Source organism: Archangium sp., from assembly GCF_036277355.1.
Classification (GTDB): Bacteria; Myxococcota; Myxococcia; order Myxococcales; family Myxococcaceae; genus Archangium.
The window spans coordinates 1-25,334 of record NZ_DASUNC010000182.1; the positions used below are offsets into that span (position 1 = coordinate 1).

Sequence of the window (25,334 nt, forward strand, 5' to 3'; positions counted from 1 at the left end):
CTCGTCCAGCGCAGGGTGCGAGATGGGCTTCCGCTCGCAGTGAGTCCATGAGCCGAAGAGCCGGATGCGGGAATTCCGCACGTCCGGATCCGTGGGGGGCCGGGGAGGTAACTCCCCGGTCTACCCGACCAAGTTCGTGAACATCGCGCCCGGAGGGCTCCCTCGTGACTTCCGGGCTCAGCGCCCGAAGGTGCCCAGGTTCAGCACCGTCACGCTCAGGCCCCAGTCGAAGTTCGTCCCGGGTCCCACTCGCGCCCAGGAGTTGAGCCGCCAGCAGTCGCACGAGGGGCTGAACGAGACGCTCAGCGTCTGGGAGAACAGCTCGGCCACATCGCAGCGCGCGGGATCCTTCCGCTGCACCTCGGCCGCGTAGCCCACGTTCAAGCCGAACGGCAGGCGTGTGTCGGCGCCCAGCAGCACGCGGTCGATGGGCTTGTTGGCGAACGCGGCCGCGCTCGAGCAGGACACCGCCGCACCCGGGATCGGCTCCCGCGGAGCGAGGGGCGGGGGCAGCAGCATGTCGATGGGCCGGCGCACCTGCTCCGAGCTCGCCAGGGCCCGCTCGTACCCGGCGTTCACGCTCAGCCTGGGATGGATGGTCCAACCGATCCTCGCCGACAGCTGGGTCAGCCGCTCTTCCGTCTCGGGGGTGAAGAGATCCAGCCGGCCCCGGGCCTCCGCCGACACCGGCCCCAGCACCGCCAGGATGCGCCCGGACGTCTCGCCCATCCGCCGCTCGAGGAAGTCCACGCCCTGCACCACGTCGAACCGTCCCAGCTCGCGGGTGCCGTGGGTCCCGACGCGGGCGAGCAGCTTCTGGCGCAGCGCCACCTGGGCCTGGAAGAACCCATTCCCGGGCACGGCGGCGTCCACCTCGTCGTAGATCTGCGGCGAGCCCTGGCCGAAGACATGCGGCACCGCGCGCACCTCCACCGAGGGCAGGATGCTGTGGCGGATCGCGTTGGCTCCCTCTCCGAACACCCGCGACAGCTCCGTGTCCATGTACGCGCCCACCATCCCGTATGCCCGGTGGTTCGTCTCCCGGGTCGCTTCGTAGAGGTAGAGGCTCTCGCGCACCGCCAGGTACGGGGTGAGCCGCAGCACGCCACCCAGGTCGAAGGTGGCGTTCACCCGTGGCATCACGTCCAGCCGGGTGCGGGCCTGACGCTCGCCCGGATCGAAACGGCCGTTGCCCTGGGTGCCATCCGCGTCCGCCAGGAGCGGCCAGTAGGTGCCGTCCGTGCCCTCGTCCCCGAGCAGCCCGTCGATCGGCGAGAGCCGGGACAGCTCCACCTCCACGCCGCCGGTGAGCGGACCGAACAGCGGTACCGTGGGCAGCGCGTACCGCAGCGTGGGCAGCTCCTGGAAGACGGGCGGGCGCGGGGCGTCGCCGAAGAGGGGATAGCCCCAGCGGATGTCCTGGCGGTAGGCGAGGGCGAGCCCCGCGTAGTCGTCCGCGCCCCGGTGGTACACCGTGGCCGTGGAGGGGACGTCATAGTACGAGCGGGCGAATCCGGAGTTGTTGGTGGTGTCCGCGAAGAGGAAGCCGTCCGAGAAGAGCTTCACGTCCGCCCGCGCGAAGAAGTCATTGCCGAGCTTCTGCCGGTGCTCCAGCAGGCCCCAGCCGCGCAGTCCCCGCCGTGGCGCGCCGGGCGCGAGCACGTTGTAGTTGAGGGGATCCCGCTCGGGCTTCAGGTCGTAGAGCAGCTGCATCCACAGCCGCCCCTCCATCGCGGGATTGCCGTCGGGGTCGGCGAGGGGCACGTACCGGAGCTCGGTGGACAGGCGCGGACCCTTCACGCCGAGCGAGCCCCGGGTGGGATCCGCGGGCTCGGTGCCGAACGCGTACCCCGGCGAGAGCGTGAGATCGTAGCTCCGCCCGAGCGTGAGGAAGAGCGGCTCGTCCAGCTGGAATCCGCTCAGCCCCGAGCCCGTGATCTCGGGCAGCAGCAGGCCGCTCGCGCGCTGGGCCAGGGGCAGGTAGACCCATGGCAGCAGGAGCACGGGCACGCCGTACACGCGCACCGCGGGCAGGGTGAGGGTGGCGCTCTCGTCGGGCTTCACCGTCGCGCCGCTCGTGGAGATGCGCCAGGTGGGCGTGAGCACGTCGCAGTCACAGGGCGTGAAGGACGACTGCTCCAGCACGTACGTGCCATCCTCCTCGATGCGCAGGCCCCGGGTGGTGAAGGAGAAGGCGTTCTTGCCCACCTTGGCCAGTTGCTCGGCGGTCTCCTGGGCGGCGAGCTCCTCCGGGCTCACGTTCTCCTTCTGGACGAAGGCGGCGCCCTCGCCGTTGGCGTTCTCGGCCGTCAGGGTGCGCGTCCGGCGGTCCAGGGTGAGGTGCTCGGCGAAGCCGGCCAGGCCGCGCATCACCAGCAGCACGTTGCCGCGGGCCTCGGCCACCTGCGTGGTGTGGTTGTAGGAGATCTCATCGGCGCGGATGACCGACGTCCCCGAGCGCAGCACCGCGTTCTTCCGGGCGACGATGACGACCCCGGGTTCGGTCTCCACGCGCAGGTCGCCCTGGAGCTCCACCGTCTCTCCCAGGAGCTCCCCGGGCGAGGCGGGCACCGGGAGCTGCCCGGAGGCGGTGGTGAGGGCGAGGGTGAGGATCAGGCCAACCATGGGACCGCGCACTCAAGACCAACGCCGGTCCTTCGGCAATGGACTATCGCGGGCTCGGGCGCGGCCGGGCGCGGCTCACCCATTCGCACAGCTGTCGCAGACCCGCACGGCCTCGGCACTCTGCTCCACGTCCTGTTCACCGGGTTTCGTCGCGGGCTTCACGACGATCATCGTCTTGCTCGAACAACTGGAGCAGAAGATTCTTCCGCATTGACGGCAGTGGTGCTTGCGCGTGAACACGCCAAACGACGTCATGCACTTCGTACAGCGGGACACCTCGCTGTCCGGCTGCCAGACCGGGCGCTTCAGCCGGAGCGGTGGCGCTCCCTTCTTGGTGGGCACTGGCATTTCGACGGCACACTGCTTGAACTTGATGAGGGCCTTGGTGGAAGCACAGTCCGTCAGCGCCTGCTTGCTCTCGTTGGGAACCAACCCCAGCATCCGATGTCTCTCGTAGGAACAAAGCGAGACATAGCTCTCTGGATTGGAGCCCATTTTCTTGTCCGCGTAATACTGGGTGGTCTCCAGCTCGCACTGGATGAAGACCCCTCTCTTGTTTGGATCGAGAGCCAGATTGCGCGCCCGGCCACACTGGCCATAGGAGATCAGGATGTGCACGTCCAAGGGGCCGCTCTTCTTGAGCACCTCCTTCTCATGATCCTGGCAGATCTCGAGACCACACCGGAAGCCCTGCCATTGGAAACGGCCGCTCGCCGTACCTGCTTCGAACTCGTAGCCCTTCACATCCTCGGTGATCCCCGCCTTGTGCTTCTTGTCATAGCGGAGCACCTGGCCCCTGGACGCGATGAGGGCGCTCACGAAGAGCTTCTTCGACGTCGGGTCCACCCACTGCATCGAGCCGGCGACGAAGAGGACCTTCTGCGGGAGCTGATCCGCGATGGCTTGAACCTTGACGTGGTATGCATTGAAGTCATCCACGCCGTACGGCACGTCATGGAAGAACAGGTAGTCCGGCCCCACGAGCGCACACAGCTCCGAGCCGTCCCTGACGTGATTGAGCTGCGTCACCGCATGGGAGAGCAGCTCGAGCTTGTTCTTGAGGGACAACTTGAGGACGTCCGCGTTGGGCGGATTCCAAAGGATGACCTGCATGGCCATGGTCTACACCTCGGCGTGCGACGGGTTCCTCACTCCCGCCGACTCTATGCCACTTCACGAGGCGTTCTGTAACCCGATAGCGGAAAGACCCCGCGATTCCGCCTTTGGAGCGGCGCGAGCGGCGCTGGCCTACCGCAGGCAGGCGCGCACGGTCTCCGGGCTGAAGGGCTTCTCGATGCACCTCGGGCCGTGCTGATCCACGAACGCGATGGCACGTGGAGTGAAACCGCCCGCCGTCATGAAGACCATGCGCTCGAGCAGCTCCGGGTACTTCGAGGTGATCACCTCGTGCAGATCCATGCCCGTGAGCTCCGGCATCATGAGATCGCAGAAGATGACGTCATAGCCCGCGTCCTGCGCCAGCAGCTCCAGCGCGCGCCTGCCGCTGCCGGCCCGCTCCACGGTGTGCGACGGACCGATGGTCCGCACGAGCGCCTCGATGACCTCGGGCTCGTCGTCGATCACCAGCACGCGGCGGGCCTCCGGATCCCCGGGGCGCCGCACGCGCACCTCACCGGAGGCCTCGGGGGTCACCGCCTTGCCCGCCACCGGCAGCAGCACGCGGAACGTGCTCCCCCGGCCCGGCGTGCTCTCCACCTGGAGCTGGCCTCCCATGCTCGTGACGATCCCATGGCACACCGAGAGCCCCAGCCCCGTGCCCTCGCCAATGGGCTTCGTGGTGAAGAACGGCTCGAAGAGGCGGGGAAGGTTCTCCGCGGGAATGCCACACCCCGTGTCGCGCACCTCGATGGCCACCCACGACTCCTGGTGGGGCCGGATGGTGAGCGTCACCTGGTTGCTCGACACCGCCCCCTCGGGGAGCGCCTGCGTGGCGTTGAGCAGCAGGTTGAGGAACACCTGGCCCAGGCGCGACTCGTTGCCCACCACGGCGGGCACCGGCGTGTAGTCGCGCAGCAGCTGGGCGCGCAGGCGCAGCTGGTGCTCCGCCATGGACACGGCGAACTCCAACGCCTCCCGCACGTCCACCGTCCCCAGCGAGTCGAACTTGCTGCTGGCGAACGTGCGCAGATCCCGGACGATCCCCCGGATGCGCTCGGCGCCCTTGCGGGCCTGTTGCAGCGCGTCCTGCACCTCCTTCATCGCCTCGTCCAGCTCCCGCTCCGCCAGCTCCTCCAGCGCGAACGTCACGTTGGCCAGCACGTAGGAGAGTGGGTTGTTGATCTCGTGCCCCACGCCCGCCGCGAGCTGGCCCGCCGTGGCCAGCCGCTCGGCCTGGATGAGCGCGTTGCGCGTCAGATCCAGCTCGGCGGAGTGGCGGCGCACCTGCTCCTCGGCCTCCGTGCGGGCCTGGTGCTCTCGCGCGAGCAGCGCATCCCGCTCCTGCTCGGCGCGGTGCCGCCGGTTGATGTCCTCGATGACGGCGATGAAGTAGTCCGGGGTGCCATCCGGCTTGCGCACCAGGGACACCGTGAGGTTGACCCAGATGGTCTCCCCGGACTTGCGGAAGTAGCGCTTCTCCATCGAGTAGGTGGAGAGCTCTCCAGCGATCACCTGCTGGAGCTGCTGGAGATCCGCGGCCAGGTCATCCGGGTGGGTGATGTCCTGGAAGGACAGCTCCATCAGCTCGTGGTACGGGTAGCCGACGATGTCGCACAGCCGCGAGTTGACGCGCATCCACCGGCCATTCGTGCCCACGTGCGCGAGGCCCACGGCGGCCTGCTCGAAGGTGGCCTGGAAGTGGCGCAGCAATTCGTCGACGGTATCGGACGCCTGACCGCGGGAGGTGTCTGGCATGAGGGAGGAGGGCACGCTGTCCATGAGGGGGCTCAACGGGCTCCATTCTAGGACGAGACGCGGAGCCCGGAAGAGTGCCTCACGTTTTCCGGTACCCGCCGTGCATCTCTTTGAGCCCGGAGTATCAACACCGGTCGCTCCTCCGCGGCCCCCCGCCCGGACGCGCGCTCAGTCGAGCAGGTGCGGGTTGCGCAGGATGAGCAGCCCGGCCTGCACGGTGCTGGCGTAGTCGTTGCCGCGAGCGCGCTCCACCAGCAGTTGATTCGCAACCAAGGTTTTAGTTGGTGAGATCCAGAATGTCCCCCAATCGCCAATAGGGAGGGAGGGGGATTGCCCGATGCAGGAGGTCCGCTATCAGATTCATGGAAACCGGGAAGAGCGGGATCAGGTGAGCGGACGGATGGAGTGGCCCAACCACCCCTGGAGTGCCGGGAAGGGGGACCCGGCGAGTGAGCTGCGAGCCAGCCATCTGCTGTTGCAGGCGCTCACGGAGGTGCAGACGGAGTTCATCCAGGGGCGCGAGGTGCCGCAGCTCTTCGACAAGCTGCTGTCGGTGCTGTTGAAGCTGACGGGCAGCGAGTACGGCTTCATCGGCGAGGTGCTGCACACGCCGGAGGGCAAGCCCTACCTGCGCACCCACGCCATCACGAACATCGCGTGGACGGAGGAGCTGCGGGAGTTCTTCGCCCGGCAGGCGCCCCGGGGCATGGAGTTCACCAACCTCCAGACGCTCTTCGGGGCGGTGATGACGAGCGGCGAGCCGGTGGTGTCCAACGCTCCGGCGGTGGACTCGCGCCGGGGAGGGCTGCCCGAGGGCCATCCGCCGCTGCGCGGCTTCCTGGGGCTGCCGTTCCACTCGGCGACGGAGCTGGTGGGGATGGTGGGGATCGCCAACCGTCCGGGGGGCTACGACGAGGGGGTCATCGACTTCCTGCAGCCGTTGCTGGCCACGTGCTGCGCCATCCTCCAGGGGGTGCGCAGCGAGCGGCGGAGGCGCCAGGCGGAGGAGGAGCAGCGGCGCTCGGCGGAGAGCTTCCGGACGCTCATCGAGCGGAGCCCGGAGGCGATCCTCATCCATCGGGAGGGGGTGGTGGTGTTCGCCAATCCGGCGGCGGCGTGCCTGCTGGGCCATGCCTGCGGGAAGTCGCTGCGGGGGCGGCCCATCGCGGAGCTGGTGCAGCCGGGGTGCGAGGCCGGGCTCATCGAGCCGTCCCCGGTCAGCGCGCCCCACGAGGTGCTCTTCCGGCATCGCGAGGGCCGGCGGGTGTTGGGAGAGGTGGTGACACTGCCGCTGCTGTTCGACGGGCAGCTGGCCACGGTGTCCATCGCGCGCGACATCACCGAGCGCCGGCAGGTGCAGGAGAAGCTGCTGGCCACCGAGCGGATGGCGTCGCTGGGGACGCTGGCCGCGGGCGTGGCGCATGAGATCAACAACCCGCTGTCGTACATGCTGAGCAACCTGCGCTTCATGGAGGACGAGTTGTCGGCGATGGCCGGCTCGGGCGAGGGGCTCGCGGGGGAGCGGGGGCAGGAGGTGCGGGAGGCGCTGAAGGAGGCGCTGTCCGGCAGCCAGCGCGTGGTGGACATCGTGAAGGACCTGAAGACGTTCTCGCGGGGCAGCGACGAGCGGCGGGGGCCGGTGGACATCCAGTCGGTGCTGGACTTGTGCGGGAACATGGCGTGGAGCGAGATCCGGCACCGGGCTCGGCTGGTGAAGGACTACGGCGGAGTGCCACCGGTGCACGCCAACGAGTCACGGCTGGGACAGCTGTTCCTCAACCTGCTCATCAACGCGGCGCAGGCGATTCCGCACGGGGACAGCCGGGGGAACGAGATCCACGTCTCCACGAGGTACGAGGAGGAGCACGTGGTGGTGGCGGTGAGGGACACGGGGGTTGGGATTCCGGAGGAGAACCTGGGGAAGCTGTTCCATGCCTTCTTCACCACGAAGCCGGTGGGAGTGGGGACGGGGCTGGGGCTGTCCATCTGCCACGGCATCATCACCGAGCTGGGCGGGCGCATCGCGGTGAAGAGCGAGCCGGGGAAGGGGACCACGTTCCAGGTGTTCCTGCCGGTGGGCCAGCCGCCGGTACTCGAGTCCTGAGCCCTTGGCCGTGTCCATTTCCCCTCGCCGCGTCAATTTCCCCTCGCCGCGTCAATTTCCCCTCTCCCGAGGGGAGAGGGAGTATGGGTCACTCCCCCTCGCGAGGTTCGCGCCGGAGCACGGGCAGCACGCTGTGGTGCTCATCCGTCCAGAGGATCGGCGGTGGCCCGTCCTTCACCTCCAGGCGGTACACGCGGGCGGCCGTGCCAGTGAATGTAGGCCCCTGCGAGAAGCCCGCATCCGGCGCGAGAATCACCCACGTACTGCGCAGCCTGTCCCCCTGGCTCTTGTTGATGACGAGCGTCGCGTGCATGCCGGAGTCCCGGGCATGCGCGAGCGTGACGGGCAGCAGATCCAGGTGCGAGCTGCTGATGTGCAGCGCCAGCACGCCTCCGGGTGCCAGGTGCGCCCGATAGAGCGCCACGGCCTCGCGCGTGAGCAGGTGCATGGGGATGGCGTCCGAGCTGAAGACATCCAGCGCGAGCACATCGAACCCCCGAGCCTCGCCGCGCTCCAACTCCTGCTCCAGGGAGATACGAGCATCGCCCCGCACCACCTCCACCCGTGCGGGCGTGTCGCGCAGGTAGCTGAAGTAGCCGCCCTCGCCCTGGGCCAGCGAGATGACGGCCGGGTTGATCTCATAGAAGCGCACCGAGTCACCGGCCCGGGCGAGCGAGGCGCTCGTGCCCACGCCCAGTCCCAGCACCCCGATACGCAGAGCCGGTGATCCCGCCGCCTCGTGCAGCCGCCGTTGCTCGGCGATGGCCAGCCCCAGTCCACTGTCCGCCGTGAAGTAGGCCGTGGGTCTGCTCCGGCGCGAGGGCTCGATGAGCTGGAATCCGTGGGTGGTGGTGCCGTGCTTGAGCGCGAACAGATGCCGCTCCGGGTCTCCCACGCCGAGCTCCAGCACCTGCACCACGCCGAAGAAGTTGCGCACGGTGACGCGCACCTCGCGCCGGATGTCCAGCAGCGACACGCCCAGCCCCATCACCGCCGAGGCGAGCAGGAACACCCGGGCCAGCCGCCCCAGCCGCCCCAGCACCCCCTCGCCGGGTGAGGGCGACAGCAGGGGCACCAGCGCCACGATACAGCTCGCGGCGAGCGCCAGCGGGTACTCGCTGTACGTGTGGAAGACGTGCGGCGCCACCAGGCCCACGAACACCCCGCCGAGCACGCCGCCCGCGGACACCTGGAGGAAGAAGGCGCTCAGGTGACGAGGGGCCGGACGCAGGCGGTACAGCTCACCGTGGCACACCATGCAGCCGGCCAGCAGCGCGCCGCCGTACGCGAGGAGCTGGAAGGACAGCGGCCAGTGAGGCCCCTCGAAGAAGGCGCGCAGCACGCCGCCCACCGACACGATGAGCAGGGGCACCCACACCGAGCGGCGGTAGAACGCCTCGCGCTCGAAGGTGAGGATGAAGGTGAGGAGATACAGCCCCAGGGGCAGTACCCACAGGAAGGGCCCGGCCGCCACGTCCCGCGAGAGCTGATTCGTCGTGGCCAGCAGCAGCACCGACGCGCAGGCGCTCAGCCCGAGCCACGCCACCGAGTGCCACGGCCCCAGCCGCTGCGAGTCCTCGGGTGCACCCATGTCGCCCGAGGACTGCTCCGAGGCCTGCCCGGGAGCAGCGGCCTCCGCCCGCTTCCACACGTCCCACGCGCAGGAGGCGCACCCGGCCGTGAAGATCAGGAAACCCACGCCCCACGCCTGTCCCTGTGCCGAGCGGGACAGAGCGGGCTCGATGAGGAAGGGGTAGCCCAGCAGCGCGAGCAGCGAGCCGGCGTTGGACAGGGCGTAGAGCCGGTAGGGCGAGACCCCCGGCCGCGCGCGGCTGAACCAGGTCTGCAGCAGGGGCGCGGTGGTGGACAGCACGAAGAAGGGGAGCCCGAGCGAGACGGCCAGCATCGCCAGCAGCCGGCCGGTGAGCAGCGCCTCGGTGCCGGTGGAGCGCCACTCGGGCCCGGGGGCCACCGGAGAGCCCATCAGCACCGCGCGCACCCCGAGCGCTCCCACAGCGAGCACGAGCAGGCCCAGGTGCAACCGCACCTGCCGGCGCGGAGGGAGTCGCGTGGCGCTCGCGTGCGCGTAGGCGTAGCCCGCGAGGAGCGCGCCCTGGAAGAACAGCATGCACGCCGTCCACACGGCGGCCGTGCCGCCGAACCAGGGCAGCGCGTACCGGCCCGCCAACGGCTGGACACCGAACAGCAGGAAGGCACTGAGGAAGAGCGTGAAGGCGTAGCGGGCCATGACGGGGGCGCGAGGCTCAGGCGGCCCGGGCGGGCTGGTGCCGTTCGGCCTTCAGCCGGAGGCTCTTGGGGCCGCGGATGAGGAAGGCCTGGTTCCAGGGGATGGTGCCCTCCTGGCCCGGCGCGAACGACACGCGGCGCACCCGGCGGAAGAGCTCCTCGAACACCACCTTCGCCTCGAGCCGCGCCAGCGGAGCGCCCAGGCAGAAGTGGATGCCGTGGCCGAAGGAGATATGGCCCTGGGCCGCCTCCCGCGTGACGTCGAACCGATCCGGCTCGGGGAACCTGCGGGGATCCCGGTTGGCCGCCGCCAGCAGCAGCAGGACGCGCGAGCCCTTGGGAATGGCCTGGCCGGCGAGCTCCGTGTCCTCCGTCACCACCCGGACGAGGGACTGTGCCGGACTGTCGTAGCGCAGCATCTCCTCGACGGCGTTGGGGATGAGCGAGCCATCCGCCGCCAGCCGCTCCCACTCGGACGGGTGACGCAGCAGGGCCACCATGCCATTGCCGATCAGGTTGGTGGTGGTCTCGTTGCCGGCGACGAGCAGCAACCGGGTGAAGGCCATGATGTCCAGGGTGGAGAGGAAGCCGCCCTCGGCCTCGCTCGCCTCGATGAGCGCGCTGATGAGATCGTTGCGCGGCTCGCGGCGGCGCTGCTCGACGACGGCCTCCAGGTACGCGTGGAACTCCAGGAGGCTGTCCCTCAGCCGGGTGAGCTCTCCGGGCGCCCTCTGCGGGGAGATGGTGAGCAGGACGTCGTCCGACCAGCGCTTGAAGTCCAGGCGGCGCTCGGGCTCGACGCCGAGCATCTCGGCGATGACCACGACGGGCAGCGGCGCGGCCAGCTCGCGGATCAGCTCGAACTCCTCCCGGGCGAGCATGGCATCGAGCATCTCGCCGGAGAGCTCCCGGATGCGCGGCTCGAGCTCGGCCACGCGGCGCATGGTGAAGGCACGGCTCACCAGGTTGCGCAGGCGCGTGTGCAGGGGCGGAGCGGACGTGAGGAGGTTGTTCTCCGACATGAAGTGGCGGAGCACGTCCTCGCCGAGCTCCTTGGGCATCATCGCGCCGGGGCCCATCAGCTTCGAGGAGAACAGGGCCGGATTCTTGAGGACCGTGGCGATGTCCTCGTGATGGGTGAGGACGTAGCAGCCCCGCATCAGGGACGGGACGAACTGGACCGGGCCGGCTTCTCGCAGCGAGGCGTAGAACGGGTACGGATCGAGGGTGACCTCGGGGGAGAACTGGGGGGCGAGGGATGACATCGATGCTCCAGACAGAAGGTGCCTGGAGTATGCCGTGCCGGAGGGGCGCGTGCTCTCCTGTCTGGAGGGCCGGCGGGCTAGCGGCGTTCGGCACGCAGCCGGAGACTCAGGGGGCCCCGGACGATGAAGGTCTCGCTCCAGGCGATGGGGTCCTCCTGGCCGGGAGCGAACGAGACGCGGCGCACCCGGCGCAGCAGCTCCTCGAAGGCCACCTTCGCCTCGAGCCGCGCCAGCGGAGCGCCCAGGCAGAAGTGGACGCCGTGGCCGAAGGCGAGGTGCCCATGGGCATCCCGGGTGATGTCGAAGCGGTCCGGCTCGGGGAACCGGCGCGGGTCCCGGTTGGCGGCCGAGAGCAGGAGCATGATGCGCGAGCCCTTCGGGATGGGGTGGCCGGCGACCTCCGTGTCCTGGGTGGTCACCCGCAGGACGCTCTGGGCGGGCCCCTCGTAGCGCAGCATCTCCTCGATGGCGTTGGGGAGGAGCGAGGGGTCCGCCACCAACCGCTCCCACTCGGAGGGGTGTTGCAGCAGGGCCACCATGCCGTTGCCGATGAGGTTGGTGGTGGTCTCGTTGCCGGCGATGAGCAACAGCCGGACGAAGTCGATGAGCTCCAGGGTGGAGAGGAAGCCGCCCTCGGCCTCGCTCGCCTCGACGAGGGCGCCGATGAGATCATCGCGGGGCTCGCGGCGGCGGCGCTCGATGGCGGCCTCCAGGTAGGCCTGGAGCTCGCGGATGCTGTGACCCAGCTGGCTCTTGTCCCGGATGGTGAAGGAGGCGGCCTGGATGATGGCATCGGACCAGCGCTTGAAGTCCTGGCGGTGCTCGGGCTCGATGCCGAGCAGCTCGGCGATGACGGTGACGGGCAGGGGCGCGGCCAGGTCCGCCATCAGCTCGAACTCCTCGCGGGCGAGCATGGCGTCGAGCAGCCCGCGGGTGATCTCCCGGAGGTGGGGCTCGAGCCCGGCCACGCGGCGGGGCGTGAAGGCGCGGCTGACGAGGGTGCGCAGGCGCGTGTGCTCGGGCGGATCCGAGGAGATGAGGTTGTGCTCGACGCGGAAGTAGCGGAGCACCTCCTCGCCGAGCTCGGGGGGCATGACCTGCTCGAAGCCCATGACGCGGGAGGAGAACACGGTGGTGTTCTTGAGGATGGCGCCGATGTGCGCATGGCGCGTGACGACGTAGGCGCCCATGAAGGCCTCCACCTTCTGGACCGGAGTGGCCTCGCGCAGGGCGGCGAAGAAGGGATGGGGGTTGGAGAGCAGCTCGGCCATCGGCGGGAGGGAGGGGGCCTGCATCGGGCGCTCCGGTGGAGAGGGGCAGCCTGGGCTGCCCGGGTGATGGAGGACCATGAGTCTCCGCCGCCGCCTCGACAGGCCGTTCCGCCGCCGGATTGGATTGCTCTGCCCGTCACACTTCCTAAGAGGTATCCTGTACGGCCTGTCTGGCAGGCGACTCCAGGGTGGTCGGCCATCCCGGTACCATGACGCTGACGGCTACCCGTGAGGTGAGGGGCGGCGGGCATACACCGGGTGCCGGACCTTCGCCTTTGTGAATGCCGGACACTCGGGGGCCGAGACGCCGAGGGCATCTGTTCGGATGTTGGGTTGACTCGCTCCACGGCAGGCAGCAGCCTTGCGCCATGGCTCACGATTGGACCTCACTGATCCACGATGCCGTGGTCGGTGCCGTGGACGACCCCTATGTTCGCCTGCTCAAGGAGCGATTGCGTGCAGGAAGCGAGGTCGTCCGCATCCAGCTGGCGGACTCCGAGCGGGGTCCTGAGTACGTGCTCATCCTCTCGCTCCACCGGCAACTCTCCGAGATGCGCATCCCGCACTCGGACGCCTTCACGAACTGGTCCCTCGATGCGGGGGCGAGGCTGGCGGACGAGGAACAGGAGATGCGCCGGTTCGAGCTGCTTCTCCACCAGCGCTTCGCTCCGCTCCGGGATGAGCTGGACGCGAGCACCTTCGATGCGCTGCTCGTCCAATATGTGCGAACGCTCGGCCCTTCGCGTGCTTCCTCCTTGGTGCAGAAGCTGCGGACTCCGCAGTATGCGGCACAGGAGGGCAGGGCAAAGCAGCGAGCCATGCAGCGTATCGAGGACGTACTGGTGGAGCTGGCCCGGGCGCTGGGGCGTTCACTCCGGTATGACGAAGCCGCGACGAGCCGGATCTTGGACGGAGCGCTTGCTCAGTGGATGAGCCGGCACCTCACAACCGAGACCCAGGAAGAGAGCTTCCCGGGATAGGGGCTCACCAGGCGAGTACCTGGTTCATGAACCACTGGAAGCTGGGCCGGAGGGAAAGCCGGGAGAGGGCGTCCGGTTGCATGAGGGCCTCGAGCGCGAGGCGCTGCTGCTCCCGGCTGGATGGCAGGGGTTTGCCGAAGAAGTCCTTCTTGAGCACGCTGCGGGCATAGCGCTGCTCGGGGGATGGCTCGGTGAACGGATGCGCCTTGATGATGAGGAGCCAGGTTTCCAGCGTCTGGATCGGGACGACCACGCACGAGCGGTAGCCAGGATCCCGCCACCCCTGGGGAATCGTATCGAGCAGCCAGCACACGCGGCATCCGTCTGGATCCGCGACATGCTCGGCGACCTGATGGCTCGGGTGGTGGGGAAGTCCCTTGCGGCTCCCCCCATCATTGTCGATGGCGATGAGTGCGTGCCGGACACCCTCCTGTGCGGCCCTTTCGAGATAAAGCCCGGCCTGCTTGCGGACGTGCTTGCACCCGTTGAACTCGATCTCGCTCTTCCACGCCTGTACCGGGGTGTCGAGTATCCGCTCGAGCAGGCAGCGGTAGAGCTCGCCGTCATAGGCGTGGAACTCGCTGGCAATCGCGACCGTGAGCACGGCGTGGTCCTCAGAATGCGGCGCTGAACGCGCCCGTTTCGAGCAGATCTCCTGGCGGCGTCTGCTGGAGCAACTCGAGGAGTTCCGGGACGTCGGACAGGCGCTTCACCCGGGTTCCAGTCTCCGAGCGGCGGAAGAGGAGGATGGCCTCGGGCTCATCGCGGAAGGCGTTGAGGAGGACGGTCGAGTGAGTGGCGATGACGAACTGGCACTTCCGCTCCCGGACGATGTCCTTGAGCAGGTCCACGAGTTCCCGGAGGCGCTTGGGATGGATGGACTGTTCCGGCTCTTCGATGAAGAAGAGCTGTCCTTCCTCGGCGCTGATTGCGTGCATGGCGAGGGCGGTGAATGCGAGCACGCCGTCGGAGACGTGCTCCGAGTCGAACTGCTGCCCGTCCTTCTGGTTGAACCACAAGCGCTGGTGGCCAGGGGTCGGGGCCGGGCGCACGAAGACATTCCGGATTTCTGGAAGGCATCGGGCCAGGAACTGCTCCAATGCCACTGCCTTCTCCGGCATGGCCCCTCGCCAGAGTCCCAGGACGGCGGCGAGCCCGCGACCATCAGGGCCAAGCACGGGCTGCGGAATCACCTCGGAATCTGCTCGAAGCGAGGACAGCGAGAGCTTGATCATTCTGGCAGATGCCAGGCTGCGCCAGATCTCAAGGAACCCATTTAGCAATCCTATGGGTAATCCCCCGGAGCTGGCCCATTGGCGAATCATCAATGATTGGGGGTTGAGACCCGTGCGTACGGTCTCGTCGCCGAGGTTCGCCACTGCGCTTTGCCGAAAGAAGCTCTTCTCTACATCCTCGCTCTTGAGGTCTTCGTCACGAATACGCCACCCCAAAGGGGTGGAATCAAACCTCATGGAATAACTTCCATCGAGCGTGCTCCAGCCAATCGTGCAGCTAGCCCCTTGAAAAGGCGGACGGTGGAGGAGGAACTCCGCGCCCCCCTCTTGGCGAAGAGCTTCAGGCAGATCCGCAACGGTGCTGTTTGAGATTAACCGCCCCACGCTCATGAAGTTCGACTTGCCCGAGTTGTTCGGTCCCACGAGCACGGTGATGGGCTCGAGCGGGATGGTTTGAAGCTCGCCGAAGCTCTTGAAGTTCTGGAGCGAGATCGACTGGATCATGGAGCCCAGCGTAACCCGGGGCCACGGACCCGGCCACATTCGAGTCGGGTCGATGACCCGACTCCAGAGGTTCGCAAGAGGCAGGTGACGGGGACCGGCCAGCCGGTGGACCCCGGCTTCCACCGGGTGCCGGACACCCGGGGTTGTGAGTGCCGGACACTCGGGGGCCAAAAGCCGTGCTTCCCCCCGAGAGAAGCCGTGTATACGGTGGGCCACCTATGCCGAAGGCACCCGCGAACTCCGCCGTGCGCAAGGCGGATCCCGTCCTGCAATCCCTCTTCGACGTCCAGGAGGCCACGCTGCCCAACGGCCTCCGCGTCCGTCTCCTGGCCAACCACGACACGCCCGTGGTGAGCCTCTACACCTTCTTCCAGGTGGGCAGCCGCAACGAGCGCCCTGGCATCACCGGCATCAGCCACCTGTTCGAGCACATGATGTTCAACGGGGCCAAGAAGTACGGGCCCAAGAAGTTCGACCAGGTGCTCGAGTCGAACGGCGGCCGCTCCAACGCGTACACGTCCACGGACATGACCGTGTACTACGAGGACTTCGCCTCGGACGCGCTGGAGACGGTGTTGGACCTGGAGTCGGACCGGATGCGCTCGCTGCGCATCGACGACGACGCCCTGGAGAGCGAGCGCCAGGTGGTGATGGAGGAGCGCCGCGTCCGCGTGGACAACGACATCACCGGCACCATGGACGAGGAGCTGGGTACGCTCATCTGGAAGGCCCACGCGTACCGCTGGCCGGTCATCGGGTGGGAGAAGGACATCGCGAACATCACCCGCAAGGACTGCGAGGACTACTTCCGCACGTACTACGCGCCCAACAACGCGGTGCTCTACATCTGCGGGGACATCGACCCGAAGAAGACGCTGGCGCTGGTGCGCCGCTACTACGGGGACATCCCCAAGGGCCCCTCGCCCGTGCCCGTGCTCAACGCCGAGCCCGTGCAGAAGGGCGAGCGCCGCGCCGAGGTGCGCCACCCCGCCCAGTCCCCGGCCCTCATGCTCGCCTGGCACGGCCCGGCGGCGCGGGACGAGGACACGCTCGTGCTGGACATCATCCAGTACGCGCTGACGAAGGGCGAGGGCAGCCGGCTGGTGAAGAAGCTCGTCTACGAGACGCAGCTGGCCGTGTCGGTGATGGTGGACTGGGGCTGGCGGGTGGACCCGGGTGCCATCATCGTCTACCTGGAGCTCAAGCAGGACTCGGATCCGCGCAAGGTGGAGGAGGCCCTGTACGCCGAGCTGGCGCGCGTGGCCACCGAGGGCCTGACGGAGCGCGAGCTGCAGAAGGCGAAGAACAACCTGCGGGCGGATCACCTGCGGGAGCTGGCGACGAACAGCGGGCGGGCGCACGCCATGGGCCACTACGAGGTGCTGCTGGGCTCGTGGAGGGACGGGCTGACGCTGCCCTCGGTGTACGCGGCCGCCACGAACGAGCGGGTGAAGGCGGTGGCGGCGAAGTACTTCTCGCCCGAGCGCCGCTCGGTGGTGACGCTCATCCCCACCCCGGACAAAACCACGGACGAAGCCGCGGACGGAGCCGCTGACGGAAAGGACGCCGAGTAGATGGCCACCCGAGCCACGAAGAAGACGGTGAAGAAGGCGGCGGCGAAGGCCGTGAAGGCCGTGAAGAAGGTGGTGCGCAAGGAGGAGTCCGCGCCAGCCGCCGTGAAGCTGCCCGCGCTGCACGAGAGCACCACGTCCAGTGGGCTGAAGGTGCTGGCCGCCCAGCGCGGCGTGCTGCCGCTGGTGGCGGTGCGGCTGGTTCTCCGCGCGGGCAGCTCGGTGGATCCGGCGGACAAGCACGGCCTGTCGGACTTCACCGCGCGGCTGCTGCGCCGGGGCACGGCGAAGATGAGCGCGGACGAGCTCGACGAGACGATCGAGTTCGTGGGCGCGAGCTTCTCGGTGGGGAGCAGCGAGGACGTGCTGTCGCTCTTCGTCGCGACGCCCGCGGAGCACTTCCCGGAGATGCTGTCGGTGCTGGGGCAGCTGGTGCGCGAGCCCTCCTTCCCGGAGCGCGAGGTGGAGCTGGCGCGCGAGCGGGCGCTGGCGGGCTTCGTGAACGATCTGGACGATCCGTCGGTGGTGGCGGACCGGGCCTTCGTCCGGGCGCTGTGGGGAGACCACCCGTACGGGCACGACGTGGGGGGCAGCAAGGCGCACGTGCGCACCTTCACGCGGGAAGACCTGGTGCGCTTCCACCGCGAGCGGATGGGCCCTCGGGTGGCGCTGCTGTCGGTGGTGGGAGCGGTGAGCCCGGACGTGGTGGCACGGGAGGCGGAGAAGGCCTTCGCGGGCTGGGAGGGCGGACCGGAGGCGCCGGTGGAGCTGCCGCCGGCCGACATGAAGACGTCGGGCCGGATCATCCTGGTGGACAAGCCGGAGCAGACGCAGACGCAGGTGCGCATCGGCGGGCCGGGCTTCCGGGTGGGACATGCGGACTACTTCCCGGCGGCGGCGATGAACAACGTGCTGGGAGGCGGGTTCACCTCGCGGCTGGTGAACGAGATACGCGTGGAGCGCGGCCTGACGTACGGCATCCACAGCTACTTCGAGATGATGAACGCGGGAGGCGTGTTCGGCATCTCCACGTTCACCCAGACGGACAAGACGCGGGAGATGATCGACGTCACGCTCGCCGAGGTGGCGAAGGTGCGCGCGAAGGGCATCACCCCGGCGGAGCTGAAGAAGGCGCAGCGCTACCTGGCGGGGCTGTACCCGCTGCGGACGGAGACGAACGAGTCGGTGGCGTCGGTGATCAGCGACATCCGGGTGCACGGGCTCGGGGACGACTGGGTGGAGAAGTTCCGGGAGCGGCTGATGGAGGTGAAGCCGAAGCAGACGCTGGAGGTGGCGGGGAAGTACCTGTTCTCGCAGCCGCCGCTGATCGTGCTGGTGGGCAAGGCGTCGGAAGTGAAGAAGCAGCTGACGGGGCTGGGGCCGGTGACGGTGGTACCGGCCTCGGATTACGAGTGAGCGGGGTCCGCGTTCTCTTCGAGGGCGCGGGGCTGCTCGCGGTGGACAAGCCCGCGGGGATGCTGGTCATCCCCGGGCGTGGTGAGGGCGGAGGCCCGTCGCTGCGCGAGGTGCTGGAGGAGCAGCTGAAGCGGAAGGTGTACGTGGTGCACCGGTTGGATCGGGACACCTCGGGGGTGATGGTGTTCGCGCTGGAGCCCGGGGTGCACCGGACGCTGTCGATGGCGTTCGAGTCCGGGAAGGTGCGCAAGCGTTACCTGGCATTGGTGGAGGGGAGGGTGGAGGCGCCGCGGGTGGTGGACGCGGCGCTGGTGCCGGCGCGCAAGGGGCGGATGCGGGTGGCGAGGCCGGGCGAGGAGGGGAAGCCCTCGAGGACTCGGGTGAGGCCGGTGGAGGTGTTCACGGCGGCCTCGCTGGTGGAAGCCGAGCCGATGACGGGGCGGACACATCAAATCCGCGTGCACCTGTTGTCGGAGGGGCACCCGCTGCTGGTGGATCACCAGTACGGGCGGGACGAGCCGCTGAAGGCGAAGGACGTGGGAGGGGAAGGGGAGGAGGTCGTGCTGGCGCGCACGCCGTTACACGCGGCGAGACTGGAGTGGCCGGCACTGCCAGGAGTGGAGGCGAGGGCGCTGGAGTCCCCGCTGCCCGAGGACATGGCGAGGACCGTGGAGCTGCTGCGCAAAGCCCCCTCTCCCTCTGGGAGAGGGTTGGGGTGAGGGTCGTGCCGGAACTCGCGCGGTGCGCTCTCAGGGAAACCCCGCCTTATCGGTGGGGGCCCGGAAGCAGAGGCGGGCCTCTCCACAGACGTGCGGGTGCACCTGGTTGTCATCGGGCCCGACGCTCTCGCCCGTCGCGACGCACCAGAACGTCGCGGTCGAGACGTAGCCCGTCTCCCAAGCCACCGCCGAGTCGTACCGGACGCCCGGCGTTCCCTTCGAGCGCATCCGCCGGCAGACGCACGGCGGTTTCTGTCCGTGGCTCGAGTCCATGCGCTCCCTCAGGCCGCCGCCGCGGCGAGCACCGTTCTCCGCACCACCGCCTCGAGGACCGGCACCTTGTAGGCGTTCTTCGACAGGGGCGTCGCGCCATTCACGGCCGCCTTCGCCACCTGCCGCGCGAGCTCCTCGTTGAGCGTCTTCCCCACGAGGAGCTTCTCCGCTTCCGCCGCGCGCCGGGGCGTGGGCGCCACCCAGCCCATGGCGATCGCCGCCTGCCGGACGACCCGTCCATCCATCCGCAGCACCACCGCGACGTCGCAGAGGGGCCAGTCGTAGCTCTCCCGCTCGCCCTGCTTGTGGTACGCCGACTTCGTTCCCGCAGCCGGGGGCGGGATGCGCACGCGCGTCAACAGCTCGTTGGGCGCGATGACCGTGTCCGTCGAGCGCTTCATGTCCGGAGGCAGCAGGAACTCGGACACGGGCACCACCCGCGTCTTGCCCCCGGGACCGGTCAGCTCCACCGAGGCCCCGTACGCCACCAGCGCCGTGGCCGGGGTGGAGGCATGCACCATCACCGTGCGCTGGTTGTCGAAGATGGCGTGGTACTGGTTCTCCCCCTCGCGCACCCGCTCGACGTCATCGCCACCGGCCTGGTGGAAATGGTCGTACCGGAAGTACCAGCAGCGGGGCCGCTGGAGCAGGTTCCCTCCCATGGTGGCGGCGTTGCGGACCTGGGGTGTCGCGGCATGTTCCGCCGCGTCCGCGAGCGCCACGAAGCGCTTGCGCACCTCGGGCTCCCGCGACACCCGGGCCAGGGTCACCAGGGCGCCCAACTCCAGGCCCTGCTTCGCGTCGAAGCGCACCCCGTCCAGTCCCTTGATGGTCTTGATGTTGACCACCCGCCGGGGCGCCATCACGCCGTTCTTCATCAAGTCCAGCAGATCCATCCCGCCGGCCTTGGCGACCACGCGCTGGCGCTCGCTGCCTTCCCCCAGCAGCGACACGGCGTGTTCCACGGATTCAGCATCCACCCACTCGAAGCTCTGCATGCATCCTCCGATTCGTGTCAGCCGCGCAGCGCCGCGAGCACGTTCGCGGGCGTCATCGGGAGCGTGCGGATGCGCTTGCCCGTCGCGTTGTAGAAGGCATTGGCCACCGCCGCCGCCGTCGCCACGTTGGCGGGCTCGGCGACTCCCCGGGCATCCGTCGAGGACTGCGCCCCGAGCTGCTCGAGCAGGATGACCTCGATCTTCGGCGTCTCGCGCGAGCCGACGATCTTGTACTGGTCCATGTTGGCGTTGAGCTGCTGGCCGCTCCCGGGGTCCAGGTGCCGCTCCTCGTAGAGGGCGTAGCTCACGCCCTGGATCACGCCTCCGTAGATCTGGCTCTCGGTGAGCTTGGGGTTGATGGGGCGCCCGCAGTCATGCACCGCGACCACCCGCTCCACCTTGACGATGCCCGTCTCCGTGTCGACCGCGACCTCGGCGAACTGCACGCCTCCAATGCCGTGCCGGCTCAGGCCCATGTCGGGGGTCTTGAACACGTACCCCTCGTAGTCGTCCCGGCGCTCGGCGCGGTGGGAGATCTCCTCGAACCCGGCCTTCTTGACCGCCTCGCGGAAGGGCATGGCCGTCGCGGTCTTGCCCTTCACCATCACCTTGCCGTCGGCGAAGACGATGTCGTCCGCGTTCGCCTTGAAGACGGGGGCGAGCCGCGAGGCCAGCTCCCGGGCACAGCGGTACGCGGCGTTGCGCGCGGCCGGAGTCAGCGAGCTGGTGACGCGGCTGCCACCCGAGGCGGGCCCCATCGGATAACGGGAGTCTCCGATATGGGAGCCGATGTCCTCGGCGCGCAGGCCGAACTCCTCGGCCACCACCTGCGCCAGGATGGTCCGCGTCCCCGTCCCGATGTCCTGCGTGCTGCTGAAGGCCTCGACGGAGCCATCTCCCGAGACACGCACCTCGCACGCGGAGCTCGGCTGGACCAGGTAGAGCCACTGGGACTGGGCGAAGCCGATTCCCCGCTTGATGGGTCCCTTGTCCGCGCCCGCGGGCCGCCGCTTGTTCCAGCCGGCCCGCTCGGCGCCGATCTTGCGCTCGTGGGCTCGGGCCAGGCAGTCATCCGTGCCCGAGATGTCGATCTTCCCGCGCAGCGCGAGCGGATCCATGCCGATCTTCTCGGCCAGCTCGTCGATGGTCTGCTCCAGCGCGAAGATGCCCTGGACCTGACCGGGTGCGCGGAAGGCGGCGCAGGGACCGGCGTTGGTGAAGACGTCGTACTGCTCCACCGTCACGTTGGGGCACTCGTAGAGCGTGGAGTGGCAGAAGCCGACGCCCGCGCCGCCGGCCACGCCTCCGGTGCCGTAGGCCTGGACCTGGAGCGCCATGAGCGAGCCATCGCGCTTCGCGCCCAGCTTGAGCCGCTGGAGGCTGTTGGGACGGTTGCCGCCCGACACGTGCTCCTCGCGGCGATCCAGCATCATCCGCACCGGCGCTCCGGCCTTGCGCGACAGGTGGATGGCGAGCAGCCCGTAGTTGCCGATGCCGTACTTCGCCCCGAAGCCGCCGCCGGTGAAGTCGCTGATCACCCGGACCTTGCTCTTGGGCAGATCGAACATCTCGGCGGCGTCCTCGCGGACGCTCGTGACGAACTGGGTGGAGGCGTAGAGCGTGAGCCCCTCGTCCTTCCAATCGGCGACGAGCCCGTGCGGCTCCATGGGCACGTGGGTCTGCACCTGGGTGCGGTACTCGGCCTCGATGACGACGTCGGACTCGCCGAGCCCCTTGGTGACGTCGCCGCGCGGGCCCACGCCCCGGGGCTTCGTGTCGGGACCGCGCACGTTGCCCTTCTGGGGCAGGCCCGGGGGCGCGCCTCCGCCTCCCGCGGTCGCCGGCTGCTCGGTGGGGCCGGGGAAGACGCGCGGGGCGTTGTCCTTCATCGCCGCCTCGAGCTCGGAGACGTGGGGGAGGGGCTCGTACTCCACCTTGATCAGCTTCACCGCGGCCTCGGCGGCGCGGGGCGAGTCGGCCGCGATCGCCGCGATGGGCTGGCCGGCGTAGCGGACGGTGGGGTAGCGGTTGCCCTGATCCGCCTTGGGGTCACGCAGCTGCGCGGACGCGAGGATGCGCTCCAGGACGTGGATGGCCCGGACGCCCGGGTAGCGCTCGGCCGCCGAGGTGTCGATGGACTTGACGCGCGCATGGGGCAGCGGCGCGGCGACCCATTTGGCCCAGAGCATTCCGGGGAGCTGGACGTCGAAGGTGTAGCGGGCCTTGCCGGTGACCTTCTCGATTCCATCCAGCCGCGATACCGGCTTGCCGATGGACTTGAGCTTCGCGTTCTCGGGCAGGGGAGGGGGCTCGTCCTCGGGAACCCGGCGGGTGACCTCCTCGAGGTTCGCGCCGACGATTCCATACGGCAGGGCCTGCTGCCGCGAGGGCCCCGGGTTGGGCTGCGGGGGACCTCCTGCTTGTTGCCGCGGCTGTCCGCCATGGGGCTTGTTGGAGGCCCGGGGATCCGAGGTGTCCTTGACGTCTTGCATCAGCTGTTCCCCTTTGCCTTTCCGCCTCCCTGGGCCGCGGCCAGGGTCGCCTTGAAGACGTTGGGATAGGTGCCGCAGCGGCACAGATGACCACTGACCGCCTGCTTCACGTCGTCGAGGGTGCACTTGGGATTGCGCTCGACGAGGGCGGCGCAGCTCATCACCATGCCGGGCGTGCAGAAGCCGCACTGCATGGCGTCGTTCTCCACGAAGGCGCGCTGCACCGGGTGGAGCTCCTCACCCTTGGCGAGCCCCTCGATGGTGGTGACCTTGCGGCCCCGGGCGTCGAAGGCGAGCGTCATGCAGCTGGCGGCGACCTCGCCATCGAGCCAGACCGTGCAGGCCGAGCAGGCGCCACGGTCGCAGCCGATCTTCGTCCCCGTCATGCCGAGCTGGTGGCGCAGGAGCTCGGCGAGCGTCGTGGCGGGATCGGCCTGGACGGTGACGGTGCGGCCGTTGATGGACAGGGACAGGGGAGCCGGCTCCGGGCCCAGCACTGGCGGAGCATCGGCCGCTTGCGCGGCGGACGGGGCCAGGGTGGCGCTCAGGGCGGAGGCACCCGCGCCTTTGAAGAAAGCGCGGCGGCTGAGCTTGGGAAGCAGCGGGTTGTTGGGGACGGAGTCATCATCGGGTGGGGCCAATGTCGAACGCTCCTCTCGCCGGGCAAGCTACAGGAGCCATCCGATGACGGCCCATCAGGATGTCTAGGGTTGGGCCGCGAGCATTGTCTCGTCAACAGATGGGAGGCGATGGGCCTCCCGGACGGTTGTGCACTGGTCGGGGATGGGCAACCGGTCAGGCGTGGAGCGTGCGGCCGAACAGCTCGAGCAGCTTGCTCCAGTGCCGTTCGGCGGCGTCCTTGTCGTAGACGGCCGAGCCCTCCACCGCGAAGCCGTGGCGTGCGCCGGTGTAGAGCTCGGACTGCGCCTTGACGCCGGACTCCTTCAATGCGGCCTCGAGGCGCGCGATGGCCTCGGCCGGCATGGAGCCATCCTGGTCCGCGTGGGCGAAGTAGAGCTCGCCCTTCACCTTGCCCACGACGCGGTGGGGGCTGTCGGGTGAGTCCGTGGCGAGGCGTCCGCCATGGAAGGAGGCCGCCGCGGCGATCCGATCCGGGAAGGCGGCCGCCATGTGCACCGCGATGGCGCCGCTCATGCAGTAGCCGACCACGCCCACCCGTTGGCCCTTCACCTGGGGTTGCGCGGCGAGGAAGTCGAGCTCGGCGGTGGCGTCGGTGATGACCCGCTCGGGCGTCAGCGTCGCGACGAGGCCCAGGATGCGCTTGCGGAAGGCCTCGTCCGCGAAGGAGCCCTCCATGTTGGGGAGCGGCGCGCGTCCTTCGCGGTAGTAGACGTTTGGCAGCAGGACGACGTAGCCCGCCTTCGCCAGGCGGCGCCCCATGGCCTCGAACACCGGCCGAATGCCCATGGCATCCGTGAGCAGGATGACCCCGGGCCCCGGCTTCTGGTTCTCCGGGTGGAACAGCTTCGCGTCCATCGTGCCTTCACGGGTCTTGATGTCGACGTCTTGCATGAACCCTGCGCCTCCGTGGTTGGGTCGCATGGCTCTAATTCATCGGGCGCGCCTTTCCACGCGGAAAACCCACGGAACATGGCGCGGGCAACAGTCGAGGATCAGCGGCCGTCCGATGGATTGTGAGCGTGCACTCCCGACAGTACAACAGCGACCCGCCAGCCCCAGGTAGACTTCGCGGCCCATGCGAACGACACGAACACTCTGTGGTTCGAGGCCCGCGGAGTGACCGACATTCATCAGTACACCCTCCTCATCCCCGAGCATGTCCACATCCGCATCCACAGCCGAGGGCCCAAGGGGGGGATGTGGAACCAGGCCTGGAAGGATTTCAAGGAGGCTCGCCCCAACGCCTCATCCGAGGCCATCTACCGCCATGCTGGAGAGCTCATCTTCCGATTCGAGCTGACGGGCCCCGTCGTTCCGTATGCGCGCGGGGGCAGGTGACGAGATGACGAAGTTCTACCGGATCCGAGCACCCAGAAACTCCCGGTACACCGGCAGCCTCAGTGCCAGACACAAATGGGGCAGCCTGCCTGGGCTTCGCTGCCCTGAATGTGGAGCCACATGGGCCGGGGGGATGACCGGGTATCCAGGCGTGGATCTGTCCTCTCTTCCCGAACGCGGTGCGTACGAGAAGCCCCGGCCGGAGCCCTTCGACGAGTTCGTGCGTTTGCGTGAGCTGGTGCGGCCTCTCGTGCCACCTGGCGCCCAGTTGCTCCCAGGCGCGAAGTTCGGCCCGCTGGTGGGCACCGCCACCGGTGGCTTCAGCCCGTTGTTCTTCCACTACGTCGAGATGCCGCTGGCTCACCGCGAAGCGCTGGAGAGATTGCAGGCCGAGGGGGTACGCGGTCTTCACGGTTTCCCGACGGAGTTGCGCTTCCGCCAGAAGAACCACCCGGAGTTGTTGGAGCTGCAAGTCCTGCCTCACGGCCGGTTGCATCCGGAGTGCACACCGCCGGATCGGCGCCCTCCATGCCCCAAATGTGGCTGGGATGATTACGCCTTCCCTGAGGAGCCCATCCTGGATGCGGCATCACTGCCCGTGCACACGGACCTGTTCCGGCTGAGCGACTTCGAAACCGTCTTCATCGCCACCGAACGCCTCGTGGAGGCCGTGCGGCGCCTGGACCTGGAAGAGGTCGATATTCGCGAGGTTCCGGTGCGCTGACCCGAAGCGGATGCGTTTGTTGCCCGAGGCCCGCAGCGGGGATAGGGATGCGGTTC

20 protein-coding genes are annotated in these 25,334 nt (G+C 68.7%); 7 read left to right on the plus strand and 13 right to left on the minus strand.

Features of this window, described 5'->3' with window-relative positions; translation table 11 throughout:
• Positions 1–177: 177 nt before the first annotated feature.
• The 3 genes from VFZ09_RS45275 to VFZ09_RS45285 all read right to left on the minus strand — a co-directional run bounded on the left by VFZ09_RS45275 (position 178) and on the right by VFZ09_RS45285 (position 5,523).
• Positions 178–2,625 carry an LPS-assembly protein LptD gene (locus tag VFZ09_RS45275; RefSeq protein WP_329734061.1) on the minus strand — a complete coding sequence of 816 codons (2,448 nt, stop codon included), beginning with the start codon at positions 2,623–2,625 and terminating at the stop codon, positions 178–180.
• A 75-nt stretch (positions 2,626–2,700) separates the two neighbouring features.
• Positions 2,701–3,738 (minus strand): FYVE zinc finger domain-containing protein, encoded by a 1,038-nt coding sequence (locus VFZ09_RS45280; RefSeq protein ID WP_329734062.1) that lies wholly within the window; start codon positions 3,736–3,738, stop codon positions 2,701–2,703.
• 135 nt (positions 3,739–3,873) lie between these two features.
• Entirely contained in the window at positions 3,874–5,523 is a 1,650-nt protein-coding gene (locus VFZ09_RS45285) for an ATP-binding protein (RefSeq protein WP_329734063.1), read from the minus strand.
• A gap of 313 nt (positions 5,524–5,836) precedes the next feature.
• Here VFZ09_RS45285 and VFZ09_RS45290 point away from each other — a divergent pair, with 313 nt between their 5' ends.
• Positions 5,837–7,603: an ATP-binding protein gene (locus VFZ09_RS45290; protein WP_329734064.1), complete on the plus strand. Its 1,767-nt coding sequence runs from the start codon at positions 5,837–5,839 to the stop codon at positions 7,601–7,603.
• Positions 7,604–7,691: 88 nt separating this feature from the next.
• On the opposite strand, the gene VFZ09_RS45295 is transcribed toward VFZ09_RS45290, so the two are convergent.
• The 3 genes from VFZ09_RS45295 to VFZ09_RS45305 form a co-directional block, all read right to left on the minus strand.
• A complete protein-coding gene (locus VFZ09_RS45295; protein WP_329734065.1) occupies positions 7,692–9,851 on the minus strand; it encodes a fused MFS/spermidine synthase in 2,160 nt (719 codons plus the stop codon).
• A gap of 16 nt (positions 9,852–9,867) precedes the next feature.
• Positions 9,868–11,115, minus strand: a complete 1,248-nt coding sequence (locus tag VFZ09_RS45300) for a cytochrome P450 (protein ID WP_329734066.1) — start codon at positions 11,113–11,115, stop codon at positions 9,868–9,870.
• Positions 11,116–11,192: 77 nt separating this feature from the next.
• Entirely contained in the window at positions 11,193–12,410 is a 1,218-nt protein-coding gene (locus tag VFZ09_RS45305; protein WP_329734067.1) for a cytochrome P450, read from the minus strand.
• Between the two features lie 344 nt (positions 12,411–12,754).
• Here VFZ09_RS45305 and VFZ09_RS45310 point away from each other — a divergent pair, with 344 nt between their 5' ends.
• Positions 12,755–13,366, plus strand: coding sequence for a hypothetical protein (locus VFZ09_RS45310; RefSeq protein WP_329734068.1), 612 nt, complete (start codon positions 12,755–12,757; stop codon positions 13,364–13,366).
• Positions 13,367–13,370: 4 nt separating this feature from the next.
• Here the strand turns inward: VFZ09_RS45310 and VFZ09_RS45315 are convergent, their stop codons facing one another.
• Positions 13,371–13,970, minus strand: a complete 600-nt coding sequence (locus tag VFZ09_RS45315) for a hypothetical protein (protein ID WP_329734069.1) — start codon at positions 13,968–13,970, stop codon at positions 13,371–13,373.
• A gap of 10 nt (positions 13,971–13,980) precedes the next feature.
• The gene (locus VFZ09_RS45320; RefSeq protein ID WP_329734070.1) at positions 13,981–15,105 is read right to left on the minus strand and encodes an AAA family ATPase; all 1,125 of its coding nucleotides are present in this window, start codon (positions 15,103–15,105) and stop codon (positions 13,981–13,983) included.
• A 218-nt stretch (positions 15,106–15,323) separates the two neighbouring features.
• Here VFZ09_RS45320 and VFZ09_RS45325 point away from each other — a divergent pair, with 218 nt between their 5' ends.
• Genes VFZ09_RS45325 through VFZ09_RS45335 form a run of 3 tightly spaced genes read left to right on the plus strand, consistent with a single transcriptional unit; the run spans position 15,324 to position 18,811 of the window.
• Positions 15,324–16,679 carry a pitrilysin family protein gene (locus tag VFZ09_RS45325; RefSeq protein ID WP_329734071.1) on the plus strand — a complete coding sequence of 452 codons (1,356 nt, stop codon included), beginning with the start codon at positions 15,324–15,326 and terminating at the stop codon, positions 16,677–16,679.
• Positions 16,680–18,092, plus strand: coding sequence for a pitrilysin family protein (locus tag VFZ09_RS45330; RefSeq protein ID WP_329734072.1), 1,413 nt, complete (start codon positions 16,680–16,682; stop codon positions 18,090–18,092). It begins immediately after the preceding gene.
• Positions 18,089–18,811: an RNA pseudouridine synthase gene (locus tag VFZ09_RS45335; RefSeq protein WP_329734073.1), complete on the plus strand. Its 723-nt coding sequence runs from the start codon at positions 18,089–18,091 to the stop codon at positions 18,809–18,811. The genes VFZ09_RS45330 and VFZ09_RS45335 overlap by 4 nt, the downstream gene beginning before the upstream one ends.
• A gap of 30 nt (positions 18,812–18,841) precedes the next feature.
• Here VFZ09_RS45335 and VFZ09_RS45340 read toward each other — a convergent pair whose 3' ends face one another.
• The 5 genes from VFZ09_RS45340 to VFZ09_RS45360 form a co-directional block, all read right to left on the minus strand.
• Positions 18,842–19,084 (minus strand): hypothetical protein, encoded by a 243-nt coding sequence (locus tag VFZ09_RS45340; protein ID WP_329734074.1) that lies wholly within the window; start codon positions 19,082–19,084, stop codon positions 18,842–18,844.
• 8 nt (positions 19,085–19,092) lie between these two features.
• Positions 19,093–20,082 (minus strand): FAD binding domain-containing protein, encoded by a 990-nt coding sequence (locus VFZ09_RS45345; RefSeq protein WP_329734075.1) that lies wholly within the window; start codon positions 20,080–20,082, stop codon positions 19,093–19,095.
• Between the two features lie 17 nt (positions 20,083–20,099).
• Positions 20,100–22,574, minus strand: coding sequence for a xanthine dehydrogenase family protein molybdopterin-binding subunit (locus VFZ09_RS45350; RefSeq protein WP_329734076.1), 2,475 nt, complete (start codon positions 22,572–22,574; stop codon positions 20,100–20,102).
• Positions 22,574–23,215, minus strand: coding sequence for a (2Fe-2S)-binding protein (locus tag VFZ09_RS45355; protein WP_329734077.1), 642 nt, complete (start codon positions 23,213–23,215; stop codon positions 22,574–22,576). The genes VFZ09_RS45350 and VFZ09_RS45355 overlap by 1 nt, the downstream gene beginning before the upstream one ends.
• Before the next feature lie 154 nt (positions 23,216–23,369).
• Positions 23,370–24,107, minus strand: a complete 738-nt coding sequence (locus tag VFZ09_RS45360) for a dienelactone hydrolase family protein (RefSeq protein WP_329734078.1) — start codon at positions 24,105–24,107, stop codon at positions 23,370–23,372.
• Positions 24,108–24,311: 204 nt separating this feature from the next.
• On the opposite strand from VFZ09_RS45360, the gene VFZ09_RS45365 reads away from it, so the two are divergent.
• Together VFZ09_RS45365 and VFZ09_RS45370 are read left to right on the plus strand one after the other, a co-directional pair.
• On the plus strand, positions 24,312–24,554 hold the full coding sequence (locus VFZ09_RS45365; RefSeq protein WP_329734124.1) for a TIGR02269 family lipoprotein: 243 nt from the start codon (positions 24,312–24,314) through the stop codon (positions 24,552–24,554).
• 4 nt (positions 24,555–24,558) lie between these two features.
• The gene (locus tag VFZ09_RS45370) at positions 24,559–25,278 is read left to right on the plus strand and encodes a double-CXXCG motif protein (protein ID WP_329734079.1); all 720 of its coding nucleotides are present in this window, start codon (positions 24,559–24,561) and stop codon (positions 25,276–25,278) included.
• Positions 25,279–25,334: the final 56 nt, after the last annotated feature.